The organism is Arthrobacter sp. (assembly GCF_048266065.1).
Taxonomy (GTDB): Bacteria; Actinomycetota; Actinomycetes; order Actinomycetales; family Micrococcaceae; genus Arthrobacter_H.
The window spans coordinates 86,482-110,323 of sequence record NZ_JBLXAH010000006.1; the positions used below are offsets into that span (position 1 = coordinate 86,482).

17 protein-coding genes are annotated in these 23,842 nt (G+C 66.3%); 9 read left to right on the forward strand and 8 right to left on the reverse strand.

Going from position 1 to position 23,842, the window contains the following annotated elements:
* Positions 1-16 precede the first annotated feature (16 nt).
* Both ACN0TP_RS11205 and ACN0TP_RS11210 read left to right on the forward strand, forming a co-directional pair.
* Entirely contained in the window at positions 17-1,705 is a 1,689-nt protein-coding gene (locus ACN0TP_RS11205) for a serine/threonine-protein kinase (protein WP_417218981.1), read from the forward strand.
* 45 nt (positions 1,706-1,750) lie between these two features.
* Positions 1,751-5,323: a S41 family peptidase gene (locus ACN0TP_RS11210; RefSeq protein WP_417218983.1), complete on the forward strand. Its 3,573-nt coding sequence runs from the start codon at positions 1,751-1,753 to the stop codon at positions 5,321-5,323.
* Between the two features lie 112 nt (positions 5,324-5,435).
* Here the strand turns inward: ACN0TP_RS11210 and ACN0TP_RS11215 are convergent, their stop codons facing one another.
* From ACN0TP_RS11215 to ACN0TP_RS11235, 5 genes are all read right to left on the reverse strand, one after another.
* Positions 5,436-5,873: an OsmC family protein gene (locus ACN0TP_RS11215; protein ID WP_417218986.1), complete on the reverse strand. Its 438-nt coding sequence runs from the start codon at positions 5,871-5,873 to the stop codon at positions 5,436-5,438.
* Positions 5,874-6,026: 153 nt separating this feature from the next.
* A complete protein-coding gene (locus ACN0TP_RS11220) occupies positions 6,027-6,377 on the reverse strand; it encodes a hypothetical protein (protein WP_417218989.1) in 351 nt (116 codons plus the stop codon).
* 135 nt (positions 6,378-6,512) lie between these two features.
* Positions 6,513-8,249, reverse strand: coding sequence for a 2-oxoglutarate dehydrogenase, E2 component, dihydrolipoamide succinyltransferase (gene sucB, locus ACN0TP_RS11225; RefSeq protein WP_417218990.1), 1,737 nt, complete (start codon positions 8,247-8,249; stop codon positions 6,513-6,515).
* Positions 8,250-8,392: 143 nt separating this feature from the next.
* Positions 8,393-9,772: a dihydrolipoyl dehydrogenase gene (lpdA, locus tag ACN0TP_RS11230; protein WP_417218991.1), complete on the reverse strand. Its 1,380-nt coding sequence runs from the start codon at positions 9,770-9,772 to the stop codon at positions 8,393-8,395.
* A 207-nt stretch (positions 9,773-9,979) separates the two neighbouring features.
* Complete coding sequence (locus tag ACN0TP_RS11235; RefSeq protein ID WP_417218994.1) at positions 9,980-11,491, reverse strand: leucyl aminopeptidase; 1,512 nt, start codon at positions 11,489-11,491, stop codon at positions 9,980-9,982.
* A 226-nt stretch (positions 11,492-11,717) separates the two neighbouring features.
* On the opposite strand from ACN0TP_RS11235, the gene ACN0TP_RS11240 reads away from it, so the two are divergent.
* From ACN0TP_RS11240 to ACN0TP_RS11255, 4 genes are all read left to right on the forward strand, one after another.
* The gene (locus ACN0TP_RS11240; protein WP_417218996.1) at positions 11,718-12,653 is read left to right on the forward strand and encodes a proteasome assembly chaperone family protein; all 936 of its coding nucleotides are present in this window, start codon (positions 11,718-11,720) and stop codon (positions 12,651-12,653) included.
* On the forward strand, positions 12,650-13,996 hold the full coding sequence (locus ACN0TP_RS11245; RefSeq protein WP_417218998.1) for an MFS transporter: 1,347 nt from the start codon (positions 12,650-12,652) through the stop codon (positions 13,994-13,996). Before ACN0TP_RS11240 ends, ACN0TP_RS11245 begins: the two co-directional genes overlap by 4 nt.
* 126 nt (positions 13,997-14,122) lie before the next feature.
* Positions 14,123-15,259: a DUF4192 domain-containing protein gene (locus ACN0TP_RS11250; RefSeq protein WP_417219000.1), complete on the forward strand. Its 1,137-nt coding sequence runs from the start codon at positions 14,123-14,125 to the stop codon at positions 15,257-15,259.
* Between the two features lie 250 nt (positions 15,260-15,509).
* Positions 15,510-16,775, forward strand: coding sequence for an RNA polymerase sigma factor (locus ACN0TP_RS11255; RefSeq protein WP_417219002.1), 1,266 nt, complete (start codon positions 15,510-15,512; stop codon positions 16,773-16,775).
* Positions 16,776-16,953: 178 nt separating this feature from the next.
* Here ACN0TP_RS11255 and ACN0TP_RS11260 read toward each other — a convergent pair whose 3' ends face one another.
* Complete coding sequence (locus ACN0TP_RS11260; RefSeq protein ID WP_417219004.1) at positions 16,954-17,181, reverse strand: hypothetical protein; 228 nt, start codon at positions 17,179-17,181, stop codon at positions 16,954-16,956.
* Between the two features lie 251 nt (positions 17,182-17,432).
* Here ACN0TP_RS11260 and ACN0TP_RS11265 point away from each other — a divergent pair, with 251 nt between their 5' ends.
* Positions 17,433-19,538: a DNA gyrase/topoisomerase IV subunit B gene (locus ACN0TP_RS11265; RefSeq protein WP_417219006.1), complete on the forward strand. Its 2,106-nt coding sequence runs from the start codon at positions 17,433-17,435 to the stop codon at positions 19,536-19,538.
* A 12-nt stretch (positions 19,539-19,550) separates the two neighbouring features.
* On the opposite strand, the gene ACN0TP_RS11270 is transcribed toward ACN0TP_RS11265, so the two are convergent.
* On the reverse strand, positions 19,551-20,576 hold the full coding sequence (locus ACN0TP_RS11270) for a M56 family metallopeptidase (RefSeq protein ID WP_417219009.1): 1,026 nt from the start codon (positions 20,574-20,576) through the stop codon (positions 19,551-19,553).
* A gap of 29 nt (positions 20,577-20,605) precedes the next feature.
* Positions 20,606-20,980, reverse strand: coding sequence for a BlaI/MecI/CopY family transcriptional regulator (locus ACN0TP_RS11275; protein WP_417219011.1), 375 nt, complete (start codon positions 20,978-20,980; stop codon positions 20,606-20,608).
* 204 nt (positions 20,981-21,184) lie between these two features.
* Here ACN0TP_RS11275 and ACN0TP_RS11280 point away from each other — a divergent pair, with 204 nt between their 5' ends.
* On the forward strand, positions 21,185-22,789 hold the full coding sequence (locus ACN0TP_RS11280) for a cytochrome ubiquinol oxidase subunit I (protein WP_417219013.1): 1,605 nt from the start codon (positions 21,185-21,187) through the stop codon (positions 22,787-22,789).
* 30 nt (positions 22,790-22,819) lie between these two features.
* Positions 22,820-23,842 carry a cytochrome d ubiquinol oxidase subunit II gene (gene cydB, locus ACN0TP_RS11285; RefSeq protein WP_417219015.1) on the forward strand — a complete coding sequence of 341 codons (1,023 nt, stop codon included), beginning with the start codon at positions 22,820-22,822 and terminating at the stop codon, positions 23,840-23,842.

The window sequence follows — 23,842 nt, forward strand, 5'->3', positions numbered from 1 at the left end:
ACGTTAGAACTGGAACATGGATGCCCCGAACACCACAACATCACGCCCCGTACTCGAGGAGTGGTCCGTTGAATCGGAGATCGGCAGCGGTGCCGGCGGCACTGTCTATGTGGTGCGGCACCGCCAGACCGGCGAACGGGCGGCGCTGAAGGTGCCCACTACGTGGGGCAACGATGACCTCGCGGCAGCGGAGGTCTCGGCGCTGGCCTCCATGAAGCACCAGCACATCGTCGATCTGATCGGGACGGTTCGGACCGACCAGGGCACGGCCATCTTGATGGAATACCTGCCGGGCGGATCCATCGCCGACCTCATTGCGGCACGCGGGCCGTTGGGCCTTGGGGAGGCCGTGACCGTTGTTGCCCCCATCGCCTCGGCCTTGGCGTACCTGCACGAGCACGGCGGAGTCCACGGCGATGTGGCTCCGGGGAACGTCCTGTTCACCGCGGCGGGAATGCCCAAGCTGGCGGATCTGGGCCTGGCGGTGCTCGTCGGTGGACGGCAAACGGACTCGGGAACGCCAGGATTCCGGGCACCTGTGACGGTCGATGATGAGAGCAGCGGACGTCGGCTGCGGCCCGATCGGGATGTCTATTCCCTGGCAGCACTGGCCTGGTACATGGTGACGGGCAGGATTGCCGGACCGACCCAACAGAGGCCACCTTTGTCCAGTTTGCTCGGAAGCGTTCCCCGCCAGCTGGTGGAGCTGCTGGAGGAGGGGCTCTCGGAGGACGAACAACGCAGGCCCACCGCAGCGGAATTCAACCGCAGGATCTTCGAGGTGGCGAAGCCGCAACCGGTCAGCCTCCGCGATGCGGTTCGACCTGAAGCACTCAGCCAGATGGTGACCCACGTGGTGGCCGGCGCCTCGGCTCGTCCCGGCCGGAATCCCTGGGCATGGATCCGGGCCCGGGCGACGCGCCGCCAGCCAGGCAGCCTTCCGAGCCGACTGCGGTTCCAAGGCCTGCGGGGAAGGCAGCGCGCACGGTCGCGGCCCGAACGCACGCGGGAGAGTGGCACCAGCGCAGTTGCCGGCCGCTGGCGGCACCGTCGCGTGATGTGGGTTGCCGCTGGAGCGCTCGTCGTCGCGGGGCTGGCCGCTGGCGGGGCCGGGGTACTGGGGAACCAGCAGGCCGGGTCCCAACCACCCGGCGCTGACGGCACCCCAACGGCCGCAGCGGCCACCGACCCCGGCACCCGGGAGCCGGAAGCGAGCGGGGCGAAGACCCCCGCCGGAGCGGCCTCTGCGCCGACGGCCCAACAGGCCCTGGACGACGAGCAGTTCCGCCGGGCAGTACCCAGGGATCCCCTCGCCGCCGCCCAGGTCCTCAGTGGACGGCGGGACCTGGCCCTGGCGGCCGCCGATGCCGCGGCCTTGCGCCAGGTCCACTCACGCCATGGCTCCTCCCTCGGCCCGGATCTGGCGAAGGCGAGCCAACTGCGCGCCCAGGGCCTGCACTACCAGGGGTTGTCCACCCGACTGTCTGATGCGACGGTCCACAAGGGGGCCACGCACGGCACCGTAGACGTCGTCGTCACCAGCACGATGGGCGCCTACGAGGTGGTGGGGGCCGATGGGGCGATCGTTGCGCGCATCGAAGCCCCCCGGGCCCAGCGCGTGACGCTTCGCTTGGCCGACACCGACGGCGGGTGGCGTATCGCCGGGGTCTTCGAAGCGGCGGAGACCGAAAAAGCGGCGTCCTGACCACCTGCCGGTGACGCGTGCCGATCCTGTCGATAGGATCGGACGATGAGTCCTCGCAGCTATCTTCGATACCCCCATGTCTTCGGCGAACTGGTGACCTTTGTCGCCGAAAACGATGTCTGGCTTGCCCCGGTGACGGGTGGTCGTGCCTGGCGGCTGTCGGCGCAGGGCCTGCCGGCACGCAATCCACGTTTCACCCCCGATGGCCAGCACATTGTCTGGACCATCATCGACGGGGGCAGCCAGGAGATCGTCGCGGCGTCGGTCGACGGCGGCGACTACCGGCAGCTGACCCATTGGGGCCACCCGTCGACCAGAAACCGCGGCTTCACCCCGGAGGGGGACATCGTCGCGGTCACCTCCCAGGGCCAAGGCGACTCCCGGTTGACGTGGGCACGAACCGTCCGGCTGGACGGAACGCCGGGAACGACGCTCAGGTATGGTCCGGTGGATTCCCTGGCCTGGGGCCCCTCGACGGGGGATGACCGGCCGCTGGTCATCGGCAGCGCGCTGAGCCGTGAACCAGCATGGTGGAAACGCTATCGCGGCGGCACTGCGGGCAAGCTCTGGATCGACCGCGATGGTGGCGGGAACTTCGAACGACTGGTCCCCGAAATCGACGGGAACCTGTGCGATCCATGGTGGATCGACCACCGCATTGCCTTCCTCTCCGATCACGAAGGGTACGGAAACGTCTACTCCGTCGACCCTGACGGGGGTGGCCTGCAACGCCATACCGATCACGACAGCTACTACGTCCGGCACCTGGCCTCGGACGGAGGCCGCCTGGTCTATGAATCGGCCGGTGACCTCTGGCTGGTGGACGATCTGGAAGCGCAGCCGCGTCGGCTCGAGATCTCCTTGGGATCCGCGGGGCACGGACGCCAGCCAGGCTCCCTGGACGTGGCAGCCCATTTGGTGGACGCAGTGCCGGACCACGCGGGCCAGGCCAGCGTCATCGAAAGCCATGGAACACTTCACCTGCTGGTCCACCGGCGTGGGCCAGCCCGCGTCGTCGAAGCGCGCCCCGGTGTCCGCGCGCGACTCGGACGGCTCCTGGGCCGGGATCAGGTCGTCTACGTCTGCGACAACGGCGGGACGGAAACCGTTCAGATCAGGGCGTTGGACGCGGTGGAGCGGCGCGGAACCGACCCGGCGGGACCCACCGGACCGGCACGCCCCGGACCAACGCCACCCGACGACGCGAGGCAGGACGATGCCGGGCAGGACGACGGCGGTGCGCACTTCGCCCTCCCCGAGCCGGTCAGGGCGGCGCGGCTCTCCGCCCCGGCGGGCCAGCACGGCGCAGGCGCGACCATCGATTCACCGGGGGAGTCGGGCGGCGAGTCCGCTGGCGATCCGGACGAATCCGCCCCGGCGGCGGCAACCACCGATCAGGAACCGGGGTCCGCGGCCCCCCGGGCCTTCGCCCTGCCGGCAGGCCACCGGGTTCGTGCCCTGACCGCCAGCGCCGATGGCAACTGGGTCGGGGTTTCCACCGAGACCGGCCACGCGTTCCTGCTGGACCCGGCCACCGGCACGTGGCATGAACTCAGCAGCGGGGGGCATGGAGGTATTGAGCGGCTGGCGTTTTCGCCCGATGGCCGGTGGGTGGCCTTTGCCGAGCCGGTGACGGCCTTCGGTTCCCGCAGCCGGATCCAACTCGTCTCCACCGAGGATCCCGGCGCCGCCCCGATCAGTGCCACCGACGGTCGATTCCGTGACCACTCGCCGTCATTCACTCCCGACGGGAAGTACCTGGCCTTCCTGTCGGATCGGAGTTTTGACCCGCTGTACGACACCCACGGTTTTGACCTGGCCTTTCCCTCGTCGACCAAGCCGTTCATGATCGCGTTGGATGACCGGACGCCCTCGCCCTACGGGCCGCAGGCCTACGGGGCCGAATCCACCGCGGGGACGGTGGCCACGGGGGACGATTCCCCGAGCGCGGCCGCTGCCGGGGACGGCGTACCGGCGGTGGAGGGGCAGCCGGCCCCGATAACCACCGTGGTGGTCCCGGGATTGCCCGCCCGCCTCATCGCGGTCCCCGTCCCGCAGGGACGCTATGAATCCCTCGCAGCCGTCGACGGGGGTCTGCTGTGGCTCTCCGACGTCTCCACGGGAGTGACCGGCGACGGGAGGGCACCGGAGACCAGTGCCGAGGCGAAACACATGGAGCGATTCGACCACGGGACGCGGAAGTCCGCCACGCTGCTGGATGCCGTCGAGTCATACCATGTCAGCGGCGACGGCAAGCGGCTCGTGGCAGTCAACGACGGAACCGTGCGCGCCGTGCCGACCGACAAACCGGCAGACAAGGAGTCACCCGACGCCCAGGACATCGACCTGGGCCGGATCCGGGTGCGGCTGGAGCCGGGCGCGGTGTGGGCCCATGCCTTCGACGAGGCCTGGCGGCTTCAGCGGGACTTCTACTGGGTCCGCGACATGGCAGGACAAGACTGGGAATCGGTGGCCGAGACCTACCGTCCACTGGTGCAGCGGCTCGGCAGCCACGATGACCTCGTGGACCTGCTGTGGGAGCTGCACGGTGAACTGGGGACCTCCCACGCGTATGTGACACCGTCCCCTGCGGCCGGTGCGGAGCCGCAGGGCCTGTTGGGTGCCGACATCGAGCACGTCGAGGGCCACTGGCAGGTCGTGGATGTCCTGGCCGGGGAGTCCTCCGACCCGCAGGCGTACTCGCCGTTGGCCGCGCCGGGCGTCGGCGTGCGTGCCGGGGACACGTTGCTGGCCATCGACGGGGTCGACATCCCGGCCGGTGGGCCTGCTGTGTTGTTGCAGGGTGCCGGTGGCAAGATCGTCGAGTTGACGGTGCGTGACGGCGAGCAGTCGGCGACGCCGGGAGCCGTGCGACGCGTATCGGTGGTGCCGGTGCGCGATGAGCAACGCCTGCGGTATCACCAGTGGGTGGAACGCAACCGGCGGGAGGTCCGCGAGGCCTCCGACGGGTTGTTCGGCTATCTGCACATCCCCGACATGATGCCGTTGGGTTGGGCCCAGCTCTTCCGGGATCTGGACCAGGAGGCCTCCCGGGATGCCCTGCTGATCGACGTGCGGCGCAACCGCGGGGGCCACACCTCGCAGCTGGTCGCCGAGGTGATATCGCGGAAGGTGACCGCCTGGAGCGTTGGCCGGGACATGGAACCCTGGACCTACCCGACCAGTGCCACGCGGGGGCCGGTGGTCATCATCACCGATGAGTGGGCCGGGTCCGACGGCGACATCATCACCCAGGTGGCCAAGCTGCGGGGCATCGGTCCGGTGGTCGGCGTGCGCACATGGGGCGGGGTCATCGGCATCGACGGGCTCTTCGACCTGGTCGATGGGACCCGGGTGACCCAGCCGCGCTACGCCACCTGGTTCACCGGCGGGGTCGGCTGGGGCGTGGAAAACAGGGGAGTGGACCCCGACATCGAGGTTCCCTTCCCCCCGCATGCCCACCTGGCGGGGCAGGACCCGCAGCTGGAACAGGGCATCGCGGTCCTCAAGGAGATGCTCCGTGAGATCCCCACGCAGCTGCCACCGGAGCGCGCTGGATATCCGAGCCGGAAACCCGGTGCCCTGCCGCAGCGCCCGCAGGACGCCTCGGGACACTGACCCGGGACCCCGGCGGTGGTGGCCGGGGCCGCCCACCCGGACGGGCAGGAAAAAAGGGACGCCGGACCAGCTGGGCTGGTTCCGGCGCCCCTTGTCCGCGAGGCGGTGGAGGCTAGGACACGAGGGTGGCGTCCAGCGTGATGCTCGGGACCGAGGCCAGGGCCTTGGAGACCGGGCAACCTTCCTTGGCGCCCTGGGCGGCCTCCTCGAAGGCTGCCTCATCGATTCCCGGGACCGTGGCCTTCAGGACCAGGCGGATCTCGGAGATCAGCGGGCCGTTGGTCGTGTCGAAATCAACTTCGGCGGTCGTCTCGAGGGACTCCGGGGCGAACCCGGCCTCCTTGAGCACGTTGCTCAGGGCCATCGAGTAGCAGGAGGCGTGCGCGGCGGCGATGAGCTCCTCGGGGCTGGTCTTGCCCTCGGACTGCTCGGCACGGGCCTTCCACGTGATGTCGTAGGTGCCGATGCCCGACGTTTCGAAGGTCGTCTGTCCGCTGCCGGAGAAAAGATCGCCGTTCCATACGGTGCGGGCTGAACGGGTTGTAGCCATTGGGGGACTCCTCCACATCTGGGTGGGCGACCGGTTCCGGGCGCCACTTACCATCCTATGGGCCCACGTGCCGGTGGCAAGTGGAAGTCGCCGGAGGTCAAAGGACCCCCGGCGATCCGTGGGGATCGGCCGGGGGTCGTGCAGGAGATCCGGCTAGACCCAGAGAACGGCGATGGCGATGTTGACCAGGGCCAGACCGCCCACTGCGTGGGCAATGCCGGTGGGGACCTCCTCGTTGGCCTTGACCTTCTTGCGGCCGATCCAGGCCGCCACGAGGATGCCCAGGGCGATGATGAGCTTGATGCCGAGTTTGATGCGGTTGGGTTCGCCGTCGCCCATTTCCAGCAGGCCGAACATCAGGATTCCGGTCACGACCTGGGTGATGGCACCGATCCACTGCCACAGGCCCACGGTGGGCTTCTTGAAGGAGGCGAGCCAGCCGCCGAAGATCGCGGCCGCACCCAGGATGTGCAGGAAGATGAGCAGAGTGAAGAGGATGTCCATGACCCCAGTTTAGGGCCGAATTCGACAGCCTGTCGAAACCGCGCCGGAGACAACGACGACGGCGGGTGACTTCCGTGGGGGAAGTCACCAGCCGTCGTCGTGCGGGTTCAGGCAGCCGAGGCGCCCGCTACCCGGTTACAGGCCGAGGTCCGCCTCGAAGGCGCCCTCTTCCAGACGTGCGCGCAGCGTCTGCAGGAAGCGTCCCGCGTCGGCGCCGTCCACCAGGCGGTGGTCGTACGTCAGCGACAGGTACATCATGTGCCGGATCGCGATGGTGTCATCGCCGTCCGGGCCCGTGACCACCATGGGACGCTTGACGATCGCGCCGGTGCCGAGGATGGCGACCTGCGGCTGGTTGATGATCGGGGTGTCGAACAAGGCGCCGACGGAGCCGATGTTCGTGATCGAGAACGTGCCGCCGGACAGCTCGTCCGGTCCGATCTTGTTATCCCGCGTGCGCTTGGCGACATCGGCGATCTTGCCGGCCACTCCGGCGAGATTGAGGTCACCGGCATTGGAGATGACCGGAACCAGCAGGCCCTTGTCGGTATCCACCGCAATCGCGAGGTGCTCGGCGTTGTGGTACGTGATCTCCTGCTTGTCCTCGTCGTACTCGGCGTTCAGCTTCGGGTGCTGCTTCAGCGCCTCGGCCACGGCCTTGGCGATGAACGGCAGGAACGTCAGCTTGGTGCCGTTGACGGCCTGGAACTGGTCCTTGGCCGCCGTGCGGAGCTTGGCGACGCGGGTCATGTCGACCTCGTGCACCTGGGTCAGCTGCGTGGAGACATCCAGGGACTCGCGCATGCGCCGGGCGATGACCTGGCGGATCCGCGGGGCCTTCTCCGTCTTCCCGCGCAGGGAGGACGGCACGACGGCGGCAGGGGCCTTCGGTGCCGAACCCTGGACTGCTGCCGGAGCGGCTGCCGGGGCAGCTGACTTCTTGGCCTCCACGGCGTCCAGGACGTCCTGCTTGCGAATACGGCCGCCGACGCCGGTGCCCGAGACGGACGCGAGGTCGATGTCGTTCTGGGACGCCAGGCGACGGACCAGCGGAGTCACGTAGCCGTCGTTGCCGGAGGCCGGTGCTGCTGCCGCCGACGCGGGCGCGGACTGCTGCTTCGGGGCTTCCTGGGCAGGAGCCTCCTGCTTCGAAGCGGATTCCTGCTGCGGGGCAGCCTCCTCCTGGGGGGCCTCTTCCTTCGGGGCAGCCTCTTGTTTCGGTGCTTCCTCCTTCGGTGCTTCCTGGGCGGGAGCCGCTCCGGAACCGACAACTGCCAAGACGGCACCGACCTCTGCGGTCTCGTCCTCGTTGACCTTGATTTCCAGCAGGGTTCCGGCGACGGGCGACGGGATTTCGGTGTCGACCTTGTCGGTGGAAACCTCGAGCAGCGGCTCGTCGACCTCCACGCTGTCGCCAACCTGCTTCAGCCACCGGGTGACGGTGCCTTCGGTGACGCTTTCCCCCAGTGCCGGAAGGGTGACGTCGGCGCGTTCGCCGGAGTCGGCCGCATCATTGGACGCTGCGGGGGATTCCTCCGACGCAGGCTCCTCGGCCGGGGCCTCCTCGGACTTCTCGGGCGCTTCCTCGGCGGCGGGCTCTTCGGCCGGCTCGTCGCTGGAAGACCCCGAACCGGAGCCATCGCCGATGCGCACCAACGGGGCTCCGACGTCTGCGGTCTCGTCCTCGGGGACGAGGATTTCCTCGATGACGCCGGCGACGGGCGACGGGATTTCGGTGTCGACCTTATCGGTGGATACCTCGAGCAGCGGCTCGTCGACCTCGACGCTGTCGCCAACCTGCTTGAGCCAGCGCGTCACGGTGCCTTCGGTGACGCTTTCACCGAGTGCGGGTAAGTTCACGGTTTCAGACATGGTGTCCCCGTTCTCCTAAAGCTATGTGTCTTGACTTGGACGGCCGGCAACGAGGGCGGAGCGGCCGGTGTTCGGCTTGGTTCGAGCTTAGTCCACGGTGGCCCGGCAGCGGAAAGCCGGGGCACCGTGGACGCCCGAAGGATCTAGCCGTGAAGCGGCTTGCCTGCCAGCGACAGCGCGGTCTCGCCGAGCGCCTCGTTCTGGGTCGGGTGGGCGTGGATCAACTGGGCAACGTCCTCAGGGTAGGCCTCCCAGTTGACGATCAGCTGTGCTTCGCCGATCTGCTCGCCAATGCGGCCGCCGATGCCGTGCACGCCGACGATGGGCCCGTTCTTGACGCGCACCATCTTGATGAGGCCCGAGGTGCCGAGGATGGAGGACTTGCCGTTTCCGGCGAGGTTGTACTCCGAGACCTCGATCTGGTCCTCACCGAACTTCTCCTTCGCCTTGGGCTCGGTGTAACCGACCGAGGCGATCTCCGGCTCGCAGTAGGTGACCTTGGGAATGTTGATGTCCTCGACGATGACAGGGTTCTGGCCCGCGATTTCCTCGGCAACGAAGATGCCGTGCTGGAAACCACGGTGTGCCAGCTGCACGCCCGGGACGATGTCGCCGATGGCGTAGATGTTCCCGACGCCGGTGTGCTGGCGTTCGTTGGTGATGACGAAACCGCGATCGACGGTGATGCCCTGCTCTTCGAACCCCAGGCCCTCGGTGACCGGGCCGCGGCCGACGGCGACGAGCACGACGTCCGCCTCCAGGACCTTTCCATCGGCCAGCGAGACCTTGGCGGAGTTTTCGTCCTGTTCGACCTTCTCGAAGAAGACGCCGGTGTTGAACTTGATGCCGCGCTTCTTGAAGGAACGCTCAAGGTTCTTGATGATCGACGGATCCTCGTTCGGCACGAGGGAGGGCAGGCCCTCGACGATGGTGACATCCACTCCGAAGGACTTCCACACCGAGGCGAACTCGACGCCGATGACGCCGCCGCCGAGCACGATGGCACTCTGGGGGATCGTGTCCATGTTCAGCGCCTCGGTGCTGGTCAGCACGCGCCCGCCGATTTCCAGGCCCATGGTCTTGGACGTGGAACCCGTGGCCAGGATGATGTTCTTGCCCTTGTAGGCGACACCGTCGACATCGATGGTGTCCTGGGAAACGAGGCGGCCGTTGCCTTCGATGACATTGACCTTCTTCATCTTCAGCAGACCCGAGAGCCCCTTGAACTTCCCGGCAACAATGCCGTCCTTGTACTTGCGCACACCCTCCATGTCGATGGAGTCCAGCGTCGTGTTGATGCCGTACTTGGCGCCCTCACGGGCATTCTCGGCCAGCTCGGCCGAGTGCAGGTACGCCTTGGTGGGGATGCAACCGGTGTGCAGGCAGGTGCCGCCGACCTTGGCCTTCTCCACGAGCCCGACGGTGAAGCCGAGCTGGACGGCACGCAATCCGGCCGAGTAGCCGGCGCTGCCGCCACCAAGGATGAGTACATCGAATTCCTGCGTTGTTGCCGAATCGGCCACGTTAACGCTCCCTCGCGAGTGAGATCGGGCCCCCACGAAGCTGGGGGCTCATTCCTTGTAAATTGCCTGGTCGACGTAGCGGTCTGGCAGGCACTGCCTACTATTCTTTCAGGGTTCACCTTAGCGCGGCCACCGACCCTTCCTCCACCCGTGGTGACGGGGGGATCGGCCACTGGTGACCAGCTTCACGGCCGCCGGCCGGTTGGACTACTTGCCGGCGAGTCGTTCGGCGTACGCCACCAGGGTGCGCAGCCCGGAACCCGTACCGTCCTTGGGAACGTAACCGTAGGCCGCGACATCGTTGAAGGCCGGGCCGGCGATGTCGATGTGCGCCCACGGGATCTTATTGCCATCAACCTCTCCCACGAATTCCTGTAGGAAGACGGCCGCCGTCATCATCCCTCCGTTGCGATCCCCGGCGTTGGCCAAATCCGCAACCGTCGAGTCCAAGGAGGCGCGCAGTTCCTCGGGAAGGGGCATGGCCCAGACGCTTTCCCCGGACACCGCCGCTGCCTCGACGAGTGCATCCCTGACGGTTTCCTCACCCATGATGCCGCTGGTGCGACGCCCCAGGGCCACCATTTGCGCACCGGTCAAGGTCGCGATGTCGATCACCACGTCGGGCTTGTCCGCACTCGCGGCCACCAGGCCGTCGGCCATGACCAGACGACCCTCGGCGTCGGTGTTCAGGATCTCCACTGTCTTTCCGCCGAACATGGTGAAGACGTCGCCTGGCCGTGCAGCATTTCCACCGGGCATGTTCTCGGCCAGGCACAACCAAGCAGTGGTGCGGACCGGCAATCCGAGTTCCGCGATGGCCAGTATTGTCCCCAGAACCGTGGCGGCACCGGCCATGTCGGACTTCATGTGGTGCATGTTTGCCGGCGGCTTCAGGGAGATGCCACCGGTGTCGAACGTGATCCCCTTGCCTACGAGCGCCAGATGACGGGCTGCCTTCGCCGGGGTGTATTCGATCTTCACCAGACGTGGGGGACGGGCGGAACCCTTGCCGACGCCCATGAGACCGCCGTAGCCGTCCTTCTCGAGGCGCTTGTCATCGAGCACCGTGACCTTCAGCGGGAACGGCTTCACTGCGTTGCGGGCCTCGGAGGCAAAGGACTCCGGGTAGAGATCGTTCGGCGCGGTGTTGACCAGGTCCCTGACCCCGCGCACTGCCCGGCCGATCACTGCTGCCCGGCGGAGGGCTGCCGGCAGCTCCTTGTGGGCCGAGGCTGCCGTCGCGACGACGCCTTCGGTTAGCGGTCCCTTCTCTGGGGCCTTGGAACGGTGGTTGGAGTAGGTGTAGGCACCCAGGGCGATTCCTTCCGCCACGGCGGCGGCCAGTTCCACGGTGGGCGTCGGGAACGCGAAGACGACCTTGGACAGCCCCGCCAACTGGCGGGCAGCGGATCCAGCCGCCCGCCGGAGCGTTTCGGCATCAGGTGTGGAGCCTTCAACCCGTCCAACGCCGGAGAGGACCAATACGCCGGCCTTGAGCGAGTCGGTGGCAGGCAGTCGCAGAACCTGGTCAGTTGCCCCCGTGACTCCCAGGGAGGCCAGGGAGTCCTGCAAGGCAGCGGTTTCCGCCTTGGGAAGCGGTGAATCAAGCAACCGTGGCCCCTGTTTGTCCTGGGCGACGGCGATGACGACGGCTTGGGCCGCCACCCGACGCACATCGGGGGAGACTGCGGTCAGCTTGAGTTCGCTGGCGTTGATCACGGGGCAAATTCCTTAATGCGGCCGGTGGGCTGCTGTTGGTGAATCGGCAGGGTTGTTGCATCCACCTCCGATCGTAGCGCCGCATCGTGGGGACCGCGGTCCCGGACCGCCGCGGTGAGGGGCCCGTGGGGCCTGCCGATAGACTGGTGGAGGTGCCGGGAAGCATTCCGGCCGTGCGCGTGTTGAATCGTGAGAGTGCATGTCTGAGTCCCTGGAAGGAGACATCATGCTTGATCCCCTGTCCCTCGTCAGGCTCAATGAAGAGGTCATCGATGACGCGCGCCTGCAAGGTCTGGGGATGTTGGTTTCGTTGACCGGGCACGCCGACGCCGGGCATGTCAGCCAGCAGGTTCGCCGCGAACTGTTGGGAGGACTTGAGTCGGAACTGGTTGCCTCCTTTGATGCGGACCAGCTGGTGAACTACCGGGAGCGCCGCCCCCACGTCTCACTGGCTGGTGACCACTTCACCGAATATGTCGCTCCGGCCATCGAGTTGTACCGCCTCACCGACGGCCTCGGCACCGACTTCCTGTTCCTGACCGGTTCGGAACCCGACCTGCAGTGGGAGCGGTTTGCAGCAGCCGTCGTCCTGTTGGCGCGCGGACTGAACGTGCGCTTGACCGCCGGAATCGGCGCCGCCCCGCTTCCGGTACCCCACACGCGCCGCATCGGGGTGACCGTCCACGGTAATCGGCAGGACTTGCGCGAGGGGATTTCCACGTGGAATCCCACGGCCGAAATTCCGGCTGCCGCGGCCCACCTGGTGGAAATGCGGTTGGACGAAGACGGGCGCGACGTCGTGGGCTACGACCTTCATGTCCCGCATTACCTCGCCGATTCCGAATATCCGCAAGCGGCCGTGGCCGCCCTTGAGTTCCTCGGCGCCGCCCTGAGCCTGGGCTTGCCGACCGACAAGCTACGCGAGGCGGCGCGCAAGGTCGAGGGCCAGATCGCCGAACAGGTGGCAGAAGCCCCTGACATCCAACGGATGGTCTCCAGTTTCGAACAACGCTTCGATGCCCACGCGCCGGAGACGGAACGGCGGTCGCTGCTGCTTCCGCCCGACGAGGACCTTCCGGACGGTGAGGACCTGGCCTCGGCCGCAGAGGCGTTCCTTTCCTCACCGGCGGCCAAGGGCTTCTCCGACGAAGGCGGTCGATGAGCGACAAGGCCGTGAAGGTCGGATCCGGCCAGGCCTGGTGGGTATGGGGCATTGGGGTTTTCGCCTACCTGGTTGCCGTCACGCAGCGCACGAGCTTCGGCGTGGCCGGGTTGGAGGCCACTGAACGGTTCGATGCCAGCGCTTCGATATTGGCGACCTTCAGTGTTGTCCAACTCGTCGTGTACGCCGCACTGCAGATCCCCGTGGGGCTGATGATCGACAAGTTCGGATCACGGCGGCTGATCATCTTTGGTGCGGTGCTGATGGCCATCGGCCAAATGCTCCTTGCCTTGGCTACCTCCGTTCCGGCCGGCCTGGTGGGTCGTTTTTTTGTGGGCGCGGGTGATGCGATGACCTTCGTTTCGGTGATCCGGCTCATATCGGCATGGTTTCCGGGCTACCGGGTGCCTATGCTCACTCAGTTCACCGGCATGGTCGGACAACTCGGGCAATTACTGAGCCTGGTCCCCTTCGTCGCCTTGCTGCATTGGGCAGGATGGGCGCCGTCGTTCCTTTCGCTGGCCGCACTGTGCGTCATCGCCTTCGTGCTCTCACTGGTCGCGGTACGCGACCAGCCACGCGGCACTGCTCCGTTGCCAGCGGGCCCGCAGGCGAAGTCATTGGCCGTGCTGAGGGAAGCGTGGCATGAGCCGGGAACACGTCTGGGGTTCTGGACCCACTTCTCCCTGCAGTTTACGTCGAATGTCTTCCTGCTCGCGTGGGGATACCCCTTTTTGGTTTCGGGACAGGGCCTGGATCCGACCGTCGCATCGGGCCTCATGACAATTTTCGTGGTCGTGGCGTTGGTCTTTGGACCGTTGTTCGGTGCAGTGGTCTCCCGCCACCCCTTGCGCCGGTCGACTTTGGCGCTGACCATCATCATTCTGATCGCCGCGTCCTGGGCAACCGTGTTGTTGTGGCCGGGACGTGCCCCCATCGCGGTGCTAGTCGTCCTGATGACCCTTGTCGCCGTCGGCGGCCCGGGCTCCATGATCGGCTTTGACTTCGCCCGCACCTTCAACGCACCACGGATCATCGGGACTGCGACCGGCATCGTCAATGTCGGGGGGTTCACTGCGGCATTGGTGAGCGTCTACTTCATCGGGTTGATCCTGGATCTGCAGTTCGCGGCGGCCGGTGGATCAGGTGAGCTCTACAATCTCGGTGCCTTCCGCTGGGCCTTGGCCTTCCAGTTCATTCCGTTGGCGCTGGGTGCGCTGGGCATCGTCGTCACGCGGCGCAAGACCCGGGCCCACCTCGCTGAGACCGGAGTGGTGCTGGTTCCGCTGCTTCAGGCCATTGCCGAGCGCCGGTGGCGCAGGGGCGGCCACCGGGGGATCTGACTCACCGCTCACGTCTGGTTCGCCCACCCCCCTCACAGGCAAGGGACACCCGATCGGCCGTGCCGGTCGTCCACAGGAGGGTCTTTCGGTCCGGCGGCCTCACGGGCGGAGGTCCAGCGTGGTGGCATGGACAGCACACAGGGACAACTTTCCGTTACGGACGCCGAAGGGGTCATCTCGCTGGTGCCCCACATGCTCGGGTTCCACCCCCGCGAGAGCCTGGTGGTCCTGATCATGCAGGACAAGGCGCTCGAAGCCACCCTGCGCATAGACCTGCCGCAGTCGGATCTTGGTTTGCCTGCCACGCGCAGGCTCGCCCGGCAACTGGTGGATTATCTGCGCGCCGCCCCCGAAGCCGACGGGGCCTGTCTGGTGGTCTACTCCGAACGGGTCCGCACGCCCGACGAACTGCCGCTCCAGGAGTTCGTTGACGTGGTCACCACGCAATTCCAGCGGTGTGGATACCGCATACCCGACGCATGGCTGGTGGGCTGCCAGCGCTGGTGGTCATATTTTTGCACCGACCTCTCCTGCTGTCCCGTCGAGGGGCGCCCCCTTGAAGCTGTCTACCTGTCGGACGCCCACCTGCGGATGGTCGTGGAGGGAAGCAGCCCGTTGGCCGAGCTCTGGGACGGGACCGACAACCGCACCTGGCCCGGAGTGAATGCGGTGCGGGAAGTTGTGGGGGCCCAACGCGGGGCCGGTGACGGGTGGAAGGAAACCATCCGGGGGCTCGAGCGCTGGTGTTCCGCGCTGGACCAGGATCCCGACGAGCTCTTGGAACGGCTTCGCGCCAACCCGGCAGACGCCGGCGCGTTGTTGGCCGTTCTGGCCGAAAACCTGGTCAGGGATGCACTGCCGTTTGCGGCCGGGGCATCCAGTGCCGAGGCGCGTCGGGCGCTGGTGGGCCAGCTGCGCGAGGGCGGGTCCACCGGGCAATTGAACGAACTCGGTGAGTTCATGCTGGGCCATGCCGATCGTGCCCCGCATTGGGACGCACTGGAGCGCCTCTGGATCCTGGGGCGGGGCCTGCTGCCAGCGGCCCGTGGCATCGACCGTTGCGCCTTGCTGTGCATCCTGGGGTGGATCGAGTGGGCCAAGGGGCACAGCAGCGGCGCCCACGCCCTGATTTCCACGTGCCGCCTCGAGGATCCGCAGTATCGCCTGGCTGTCCTTCTGGATGCCTTTTTGGCCAGAGGCAGGCTTCCGCGTTGGGCGACGAACCGGGAGACGGCTTGGCGTGGGGGCCTGGGCGCGGGATAGATGTCCTGCCGGGGCGTGAAACGTGAGAGACTGGTAGCCGCAGACCCGGTTGGGTCCGTGTCCTTGGGCGGTTGATACCGCACTTCCGGTCTTCCGCTCGCGGAACCGGGAACAAAAGGTCGAATGAAGGCGTTCCAACCACTGGACCCTTCATCCTGATCCGTCGTCACGGCGGAACCCGGACTTGACAGGGTCATAGTGGTGTTACCCGTCAGGTGGCGCCGCGGTCGATCCGTGAGAAAGGTTATTCGTGCCAGCTTCCAAATCAAGCCCCCAGGCCACCACCAGCCGGGGCAAGAAGCCCGCTTCCGCAGCGGGTGCAGTGGATACAGCCGATGAGACGGACGAGTTGACGCCCCAGCAGAAGGCGGCCAAGACCAGGGCCGGAAACAAGGCGAAGAAGGCTGCGGAGGCCGAAGGGGCATCACACGACGTCGTGGCGACTTCCGAGACGGAGGCCGACGACGAAGGTGGCGCGGCAGCCAAGCCCGACGCCGAGAAGTCCGGGGCGCCGGCCGACCCGGCGGCGCCCGAAGACGAAGCACGCGGCTTCATCATCACCTCCGATGACGACGACGCCCCGCAGCAGCAGGTCCTGGTGGCCGGCGCGACCGCCGACCCGGTGAAGGACTACCTGAAGCAGATCGGCAAGGTAGCCCTGCTCAATGCCGAGCAGGAAGTCGACCTTGCTTTGCGCATCGAGGCCGGACTCTATGCAACGGAGAAGCTCAAGGCCGGCGATGACCTGCCCAAGCGGTTGCGCTGGGATCTCGAACAGGTGGTGCACGACGGCAAGATCGCCAAGAACCACCTGCTCGAGGCCAACCTGCGGCTCGTTGTCTCGCTTGCCAAGCGGTACACGGGGCGCGGGATGCTTTTCCTTGACTTGATCCAGGAAGGAAACCTGGGTCTGATCCGGGCCGTCGAGAAGTTCGACTACACCAAGGGCTTCAAGTTCTCCACCTATGCGACCTGGTGGATCCGGCAGGCCATCACCCGTGCCATGGCCGACCAGGCGCGTACCATCCGCATCCCCGTCCACATGGTCGAGGTCATCAACAAGCTCGCGCGCGTGCAGCGCCAGATGTTGCAGGATCTGGGTCGGGAACCCACTCCCGACGAGTTGGCCAAGGAACTGGACATGACCCCCGAAAAGGTCGTCGAGGTGCAGAAGTATGGCCGCGAACCGATCTCGCTCCACACCCCCTTGGGCGAGGACGGCGATTCGGAATTTGGCGACCTCATCGAGGACTCCGAAGCAGTGGTTCCGGCCGATGCCGTGAGCTTCACCTTGTTGCAGGAGCAGCTGCATTCGGTGCTCGATACGCTCTCCGAGCGCGAGGCCGGTGTCGTTGCCATGCGGTTCGGATTGACCGACGGACAGCCGAAGACGTTAGACGAAATCGGCAAGGTCTATGGCGTGACGCGCGAGCGCATCCGCCAGATCGAGTCCAAGACGATGTCCAAGTTGCGCCACCCCTCGCGTTCACAGGTCCTGCGGGACTACCTGGACTAAACCGTCGGGTACCGGGGTACCCCTGCTGCGAAAGGCCGGCTTCCACTGGAAGCCGGCCTTTCGCGTGGGCGCACCCGATGAGGACGATCCTCGGCGAGATGAAAAAAGTGCGGGAACCGTGGTCCACGGTTCCCGCACTTGTGGTCGTTACGTCCCGGACGGACGAACCAATGAGGCCCTAGTCCTCGTCGGCGAAGGCAGGCTTTTCGTGTAGCTTGCCGGTTTCGTCCTGCCACTCGGCGCTCATGGGACGGAGCTTTGCCTCGACATCGCGAGCATGGTGGCCGCAGAAGAGCAGCTCCCCGCCAGAGGTCTCTAACACCGCTCGCACATATGCCTGTGCCCCGCAGCGGTCGCAGCGATCGAGCGCGGTCAGTCCGCGTGTTGCCACTGATGTTGCCGTCATGGTGACCTCCTAAGATCTCGTGTACTCCATACAACCAGCTATCGGCCCGGAACCATGCCGCCGTCCCTTGACTTTCGCTCACCGCGTACTGATCCGGTCGCATGGGGGCTCCGGCGTGTCGAATGACGCGGCGCCGAATGCTTGGCGCGGAGTGGTGCGTGCGACAACGGCGCGGGAACCGGCAATTTCGGGCTCCTCGGACTAACGTGGTAGGGATCCCCTAGCAGTCGTCGACAAGGAGCACGCTTCCCGTGGCACCGAGTTCTGAGTACAACGCACGCCACCTCTCCGTGCTCGAGGGGCTCGAGGCCGTGCGCAAGCGCCCCGGCATGTACATCGGTTCCACCGATTCCCGCGGCCTGATGCACTGCCTCTGGGAGGTCATCGACAACTCCGTTGACGAGGCCCTGGGCGGATTCGGCCAAAGCATCACCGTCGTGTTGCACGCTGACGGCTCCGTCGAGGTGCACGATGACGGCCGCGGCGTACCCGTCGACCTCGAACCCAAGACCGGGTTGACCGGCGTGGAAGTGGTGTTCACCAAGCTGCACGCTGGTGGAAAGTTCGGCGGGGGTTCCTACACGGCTTCGGGCGGACTGCACGGTGTCGGCGCCAGCGTCGTCAACGCGCTCTCCGGCCGCTTGGACGTCCAGGTCGACCGGGGCGGCAAGACCTACCAGATGCAGTTCCGGCGCGGCGAGCCCGGCAGGTTCAAGGACACCGGCAAGCCCAAGCCGGATGCTCCCTTCGAGGCATTCGTCGAGAACTCGCAACTCGACATCGTGGGCAAGGCCAAGCGCGGGGTGACCGGCACACGCATCCGCTACTGGGCGGACCGGCAGATCTTCACGGCAGACGCCAAGTTCTCCTACGAGGAGCTAGAAGCCCGCGCACGCCAGACGGCCTTCCTCGTTCCCGGTCTGCGGATCACCCTGCGCGACGAGCGCAAACTGCCGGGGACCGCAGCCGAAAACGGTCCCATCGAAGAGGTCTTCCACCACGATGGCGGCATATCCGAATTCGTCGACTACCTGTCCAACGACCCGGCGGTAACCGACATCTGGCGCATCCAGGGCACCGGGACCTTCAAGGAATCGGTCCCGGTTCTGGATGAGAGCGGACATAGCCGCGTGATGGAGGTCGATCGCTCCTGCGAGGTCGACGTCGCCTTGCGCTGGGGGATCGGCTATGACACGTCGGTGCGCAGTTTCGTGAACATCATCGCCACGCCGAAAGGCGGTACCCATCAGACCGGTTTTGAACAGGCGCTGCTCAAGACCTTTCGCAAGGTCATCGAGGCCAATGCCCGCAAGCTCAAGGCGGGCAACGACAAAATCGAGAAGGATGATGTCACGGCCGGCATGACAGCGGTTTTGACCGTCAGGTTGGCGGAGCCGCAGTTCGAAGGACAGACCAAGGAGATCCTGGGGACCTCGGCGGTTCGCCAGATCGTCTCACGCGTGGTCGAAAAGCAGCTCGGCGCCCGGCTGACCTCGACGTCCCGGGCCGATAAGCAGCAGTCGACCTCCTTGCTGGAGAAGGTCGTCAACGAGATGAAATCGCGTATCTCGGCACGCGTCCACAAGGAGACGCAGCGCCGCAAGAGTGCGTTGGAGACCTCGTCGCTTCCGACCAAGCTGGCCGACTGCCGCAGCGATGATGTTGCGCGTTCCGAGCTTTTCATTGTCGAGGGCGACTCCGCGTTGGGGACCGCCAAACTGGCCCGTTCCTCCGATTTCCAGGCCTTGTTGCCCATCCGGGGAAAGATCCTCAACGTGCAGAAGGCCTCGGTGGGTGACATGCTCTCCAACGCCGAGTGTGCCGCGCTGATCCAGGTCGTCGGTGCCGGCTCCGGTAGGAGCTTCGACATCTCGGCCGCCCGGTACGGCAAGGTCGTGTTGATGACAGATGCCGACGTCGACGGGGCCCACATCCGCACACTGCTGCTGACCCTGTTCTTCCGCTACATGCGTCCCATGGTGGAACAGGGGCGGGTGTATGCCGCCGTGCCGCCGCTGCACCGTGTGGAGGTCATCCACTCCGGAAACAAGCCCAACGAGATGGTCTACACGTATTCCGAAAATGAGCTGCACGCCGTACTCAAGGACCTCGAGTCGCAAGGCAAGAAATACAAGGAACCCATCCAGCGCTACAAGGGCCTGGGCGAGATGGATGCCGAACAGCTCTCGGAAACCACCATGGACCCCCGGCATCGGACGTTGCGACGGGTGAACATCTCGGACGCCGAGCGTGCAGAACAGGTATTCGACCTGCTGATGGGCAGTGACGTCGCCCCGCGCAAGGAATTCATAATTGCCGGCGCCGAACGGCTGGACCTGGAGCAGATCGACGTCTGAGGCCGGCGCGTCTCAGACCAGCAGCCCGGGCGCCACGAGTGCCAGCGTCGGCACGACAATCAGCAGCACTGCTGTTGCCATGACCGTCGTTCGCCCGGCGACGGGCAACTCCGGGACCGGGCTGAGCAGTCGGCGAAGCCGGAGCGAGGACAACCGGCCGCCAGGAACGGCAGCGGCATCCCCGGGAGCCGAGGCCTCCAGCAGTGGGTTGTTCGTGGCGGGCGATCCCTGGCCCGTTGTCCCGCCTGCCGGGCCGGGCGTTGCCCGGGCGATGTCGTCGACGTCGCCCAGGCCGGCAGATACGGTGACGAGGGAGCGCAGCAGATCCTCGCGCGACACGTGCTCGAGCGCGGCGTCATCGGCGAGCATTTCAATGAGTTCCTGCACCGCCAGCCGTGCCAGCCGCGAGGTCGGCAGCCACGGGAGCGCTTGGTGCCACGATTCGAAGGCCAGGACGAGCAGGTCGTGGCGCTGGTCGAGATGGGCATGCTCGTGGGCGATCACCCCGCGAAGTCCTGCGGGGTCGAGCGAATCAAGCAGCCCACGGGAGATCACTGTCAGCGATCCACTGAAGCCGGGCAGGCAGTAGGCGACGGGTGCCTGGTGCTCGAGGACGACGGCGCCGGGAATCGTCGGGGATGGCCCGCTGAGCAGTGCCAGCAGGCCGCGATGGCGGGCACGCTGCCGGGTGACCTTGTAGGTGGCGAGCAACAAGGTGAAGACCAGGTGGCCGCCAATCAACAAGGCGGTGCTCAGGGCGAAGACGTGGATGACGGTGAGCTGCCTCGCATGGGGTTCGCCGGTGAGGACACCCCAGAAGCCGCGAAGCGCGGACAGCAGATCCCCACCCAGGGGCTCCAGTCCCCAGACCAGGAAGGCACCGATCATCGACAGGCCGCCGGCCAAGGCGATCGCCTGCCAGAGCAACAAGGCGGTGAACGGGGAGCGGGATGTCCAGCGGGCGCGCGAGAGCACTACCGGGGCCGGCCACGCCAGGACGATGGCGAGACCGAGGAGGAGGTAGGAGGCGGTCAGCATGGGACCGGCTGGCGGCTACCGGGCCGCGGCTATGCGGAGGCCCCGTCGTCGAGGATGCGACGCAAGGACGCGAGTTCCTCGGGGGAGATCCCGCCGATGAAACGGGCCAGTACCGCCTCGCGGTCCATCACGTTGCCCATGGCCTCGTTCATGAGTTCCACGGTGTGTTCCTCGCGGCTGGTCACCGCACGGTAGCGGTGGGGGCGCGTATCGCGTTCGCGGGTGACCAGCTGCTTCTTCTCCAGCCGCGCGAGGACGGTCAACACGGTGGTGACGGCAAGTTCCTTGCCGTCGCTGCCCGTGACCTGCGCGAGCTTGTCCCGCAGGTCGTTGGCGGTCTGCGCTTCGGTGCTGTCCCACAACAGGTCCATCACCGAGCGTTCAAGGTCGCCGAGAGTTGCCAATGATCTTCCTTATCTAGCCAACTAAAACATGCGCAGAACCGGTCCAGCGGGAGCCCCGCCGGCGTCCGGAACGCTGCGCTGGTACTAATCTACCCTGAAATGGCCCAAGGTTCTACATGGCGTAGAAATGAAGTATTCTACGTTGTGTAGAAGTCGCGTCGGGTATTCGTCCCGTCACTCCCGCAACGTCTGGAAGGTTTCCCCTTGGACCCCCTCGAAATTGCGCGGTGGCAATTTGGCATCACCACCGTTTACCACTTCCTCATGGTGCCGCTGACCATTGGCCTGGGGATCCTGGTTGCCGTGCTGCAAACCGTCTGGGTGCGCACCGGCCGCGAGGAATACCTGAGGATGACCAAGTTCTGGGGCAAGCTCTTCCTGATCAACTTCATCATGGGAGTTGCCACCGGGCTGGTGCAGGAATTCCAATTCGGCATGGCCTGGAGCGAGTACTCGCGATTCGTCGGCGACGTGTTCGGCGCCCCCCTGGCGATGGAATCCCTGTTGGCCTTCTTCGTCGAATCGACCTTCCTGGGCCTGTGGATCTTCGGCTGGCAACGACTTCCCCGGATGGTCCATCTGGCCTGCATCTGGGCGGCCACCCTCGCCTCGGTGGCCTCGGCCTACTTCATCCTGGTGGCGAACTCGTGGATGCAGCACCCGGTGGGCGTGGAGATGGTGGACGGCCGGCCGGTCATGAACGATGCCTGGGCCGTCTTCACGAACAACACGGCATTGGTCACGTTCCCGCACACCATCTTTGGCGCCTTCGCCGTGGCCGGCGGATTCCTGCTCGGCATCTCCTGGTTCCACCTCTACCGGCGCCGGGCCGCCGGCATCGACACCGTGGATGCCGCCGGCCGGGTCGTCGTCGGCGAGGACAGCACACGCGGGGCCGGACGTGACAAGACCGACCATGCCGTCTGGCTGAAGTCACTGCGCATCGGGGCGGTGGTCGCGATGGTGGCTTTTGCCGGCGTCGCGCTCTCCGGGCACGCTCAGGCCCAGCTGATGTTCAAGCAGCAACCCATGAAAATGGCAGCCGCCGAGGCCGCGTGCCACGACGGCACGGGATTCTCCGTGCTGACCATTGGAAACCTCAAGGGCGACGGTGCCACCACCTGTGACGATGTCGTCGCCGTGTTCGAGCTGCCCGGCCTGTTGTCCTTCCTGGCCAACGACAATTTCACCACCGAGATCCCCGGGGTGAACACCCTGTTGCCGCAATACCAGGAGAAGTACGGGACCCACCTGCCCAACGACCCGATCTACGGTGACCGGGCCGGTCAGGAAATCAACTACCTTCCGCTCATGGAGGTCACCTACTGGGGCTTCCGGCTGATGATCACGTTCGGCGGCTTGGCGGCCTTCGCCGCACTGGTGGCCCTGTGGATGACCCGCAAGGGCACGGTGCCGCAGAACAAATGGATGTCCCGGCTCGCCGTCTTCGGGATCCTGGCACCGTTCGGGGCGAACTCGGCGGGCTGGATCTTCACCGAGATGGGGCGCCAACCCTTCGTTGTCGCGCCCAACCCGACCATGGACGGATCGGTTGACCAGGTCTTCATGTACACCGCCGCCGCCGTGTCCCCGGGGGTGTCGGCAGCGGAGATGCTCTTCTCGCTCATTGCCCTGACCGCCGTCTACGGCGTGCTCGCCGTCGTCGAAGTCAGGATGCTGGTGCGCTACATCCGCGGCGGCGTCCCGTCGGCCATGCCGGAACTGGCGGCCTCGCCGCCGGGAGATGACGACGGGACACCCGACGAGGACCACCGGGACGACGGCGATGTGCTCGCCTTCGCCTACTAGCCCGGCCACGACAACGACAAAGGAATGCTGATGGATTTCCTCCCCACCCTCTGGTTCGTGATCATCGCCGTGTTCTGGGCCGGCTACCTGTTCCTCGAGGGATTCGATCTCGGCGTCGGCATGCTCATGAAGCTGCTGGCCCGCAACGAACGCCAACGCCGGGTGCTGCTGAATACTGTCGGCCCCGTCTGGGACGGCAACGAAGTCTGGTTGATCACCGCTGGGGCAGCCACCTTCGCCGCTTTCCCGATGTGGTACGCCTCGCTCTTCTCCGCCCTGTATGTGCCCCTGGTCCTGGTCCTGGTTGCCCTGATCTTCCGGGCCGTCGCCTTTGAATACCGGGGCAAGGCCCATCGGCAATCCAGCCGCAACATCTGGGATTGGGCCATCAGCCTGGGATCGTTCACCGCCGCCTTCGGGGTGGGGGCCATGCTGGCCCTCACCACGACCGGATTGCCGCTGGATGAAAACGGCGACCGGGTCGGCGGCGCCTTTGCCTGGCTGAATGGATATGCGGTCCTTGGTGGGCTGGCCGTGGTCGCCTTCGCCCTGGTCCACGCGCTGGCCTTCGTGGGGCTGAAGACCGACGGGGAGCTGCGCGCCCGGGCGCGTCGGCTGATCGGCCGCTGGCTGCCGCCGGCCTTGCTGCCGATGGCCGCCTGGGCGATCCTGGCCGTGGTGCCCGCCGGCAAAACGATCCCGGTGATCCTGCTGGTGGTGGCCGTCCTCGCAGCGGTCGCCGGCTGGTTCGCCAACCGCCACGGTGCCGAAGGATGGTCGTTCGCCGCGTCGGGTCTCTTCCTGCTGGCCGGGGTGGCCTCCATCTTCGTCGCGGTCTTCCCCGTGGTGCTGCCCTCAACCCTCGATCCCGCCTTCAGCCTGACCGTGGCCAATGCCTCCTCCAGTCCCTACACGTTGGGGCTCATGAGCGTCATCGGCGCCTTCGGCATCCCTCTGGTGCTGCTCTACCAGGGCTGGACCTATTGGGTGTTCCGCCGTCGCGTGTCCGAGACGCACATCCCGGCCGCCCACGCGGTCACCCCGGTGGTGTAG

Excerpts from the sequence above, each read along its gene's own strand:
- ACN0TP_RS11270 (WP_417219009.1), bottom strand. The coding sequence starts at position 20,576 with ATGCTGACCGCCTCCTACCTCCTCCTCGGTCTCGCCATCGTCCTGGCG.
- ACN0TP_RS11240 (WP_417218996.1), top strand. The coding sequence starts at position 11,718 with ATGCTTGATCCCCTGTCCCTCGTCAGGCTCAATGAAGAGGTCATCGAT.
- ACN0TP_RS11205 (WP_417218981.1), top strand. The coding sequence starts at position 17 with ATGGATGCCCCGAACACCACAACATCACGCCCCGTACTCGAGGAGTGG.
- ACN0TP_RS11210 (WP_417218983.1), top strand. The coding sequence starts at position 1,751 with ATGAGTCCTCGCAGCTATCTTCGATACCCCCATGTCTTCGGCGAACTG.
- ACN0TP_RS11245 (WP_417218998.1), top strand. The coding sequence starts at position 12,650 with ATGAGCGACAAGGCCGTGAAGGTCGGATCCGGCCAGGCCTGGTGGGTA.
- ACN0TP_RS11250 (WP_417219000.1), top strand. The coding sequence starts at position 14,123 with ATGGACAGCACACAGGGACAACTTTCCGTTACGGACGCCGAAGGGGTC.
- cydB (WP_417219015.1), top strand. The coding sequence starts at position 22,820 with ATGGATTTCCTCCCCACCCTCTGGTTCGTGATCATCGCCGTGTTCTGG.
- ACN0TP_RS11220 (WP_417218989.1), bottom strand. The coding sequence starts at position 6,377 with ATGGACATCCTCTTCACTCTGCTCATCTTCCTGCACATCCTGGGTGCG.
- ACN0TP_RS11260 (WP_417219004.1), bottom strand. The coding sequence starts at position 17,181 with ATGACGGCAACATCAGTGGCAACACGCGGACTGACCGCGCTCGATCGC.
- sucB (WP_417218990.1), bottom strand. The coding sequence starts at position 8,249 with ATGTCTGAAACCGTGAACTTACCCGCACTCGGTGAAAGCGTCACCGAA.
- ACN0TP_RS11215 (WP_417218986.1), bottom strand. The coding sequence starts at position 5,873 with ATGGCTACAACCCGTTCAGCCCGCACCGTATGGAACGGCGATCTTTTC.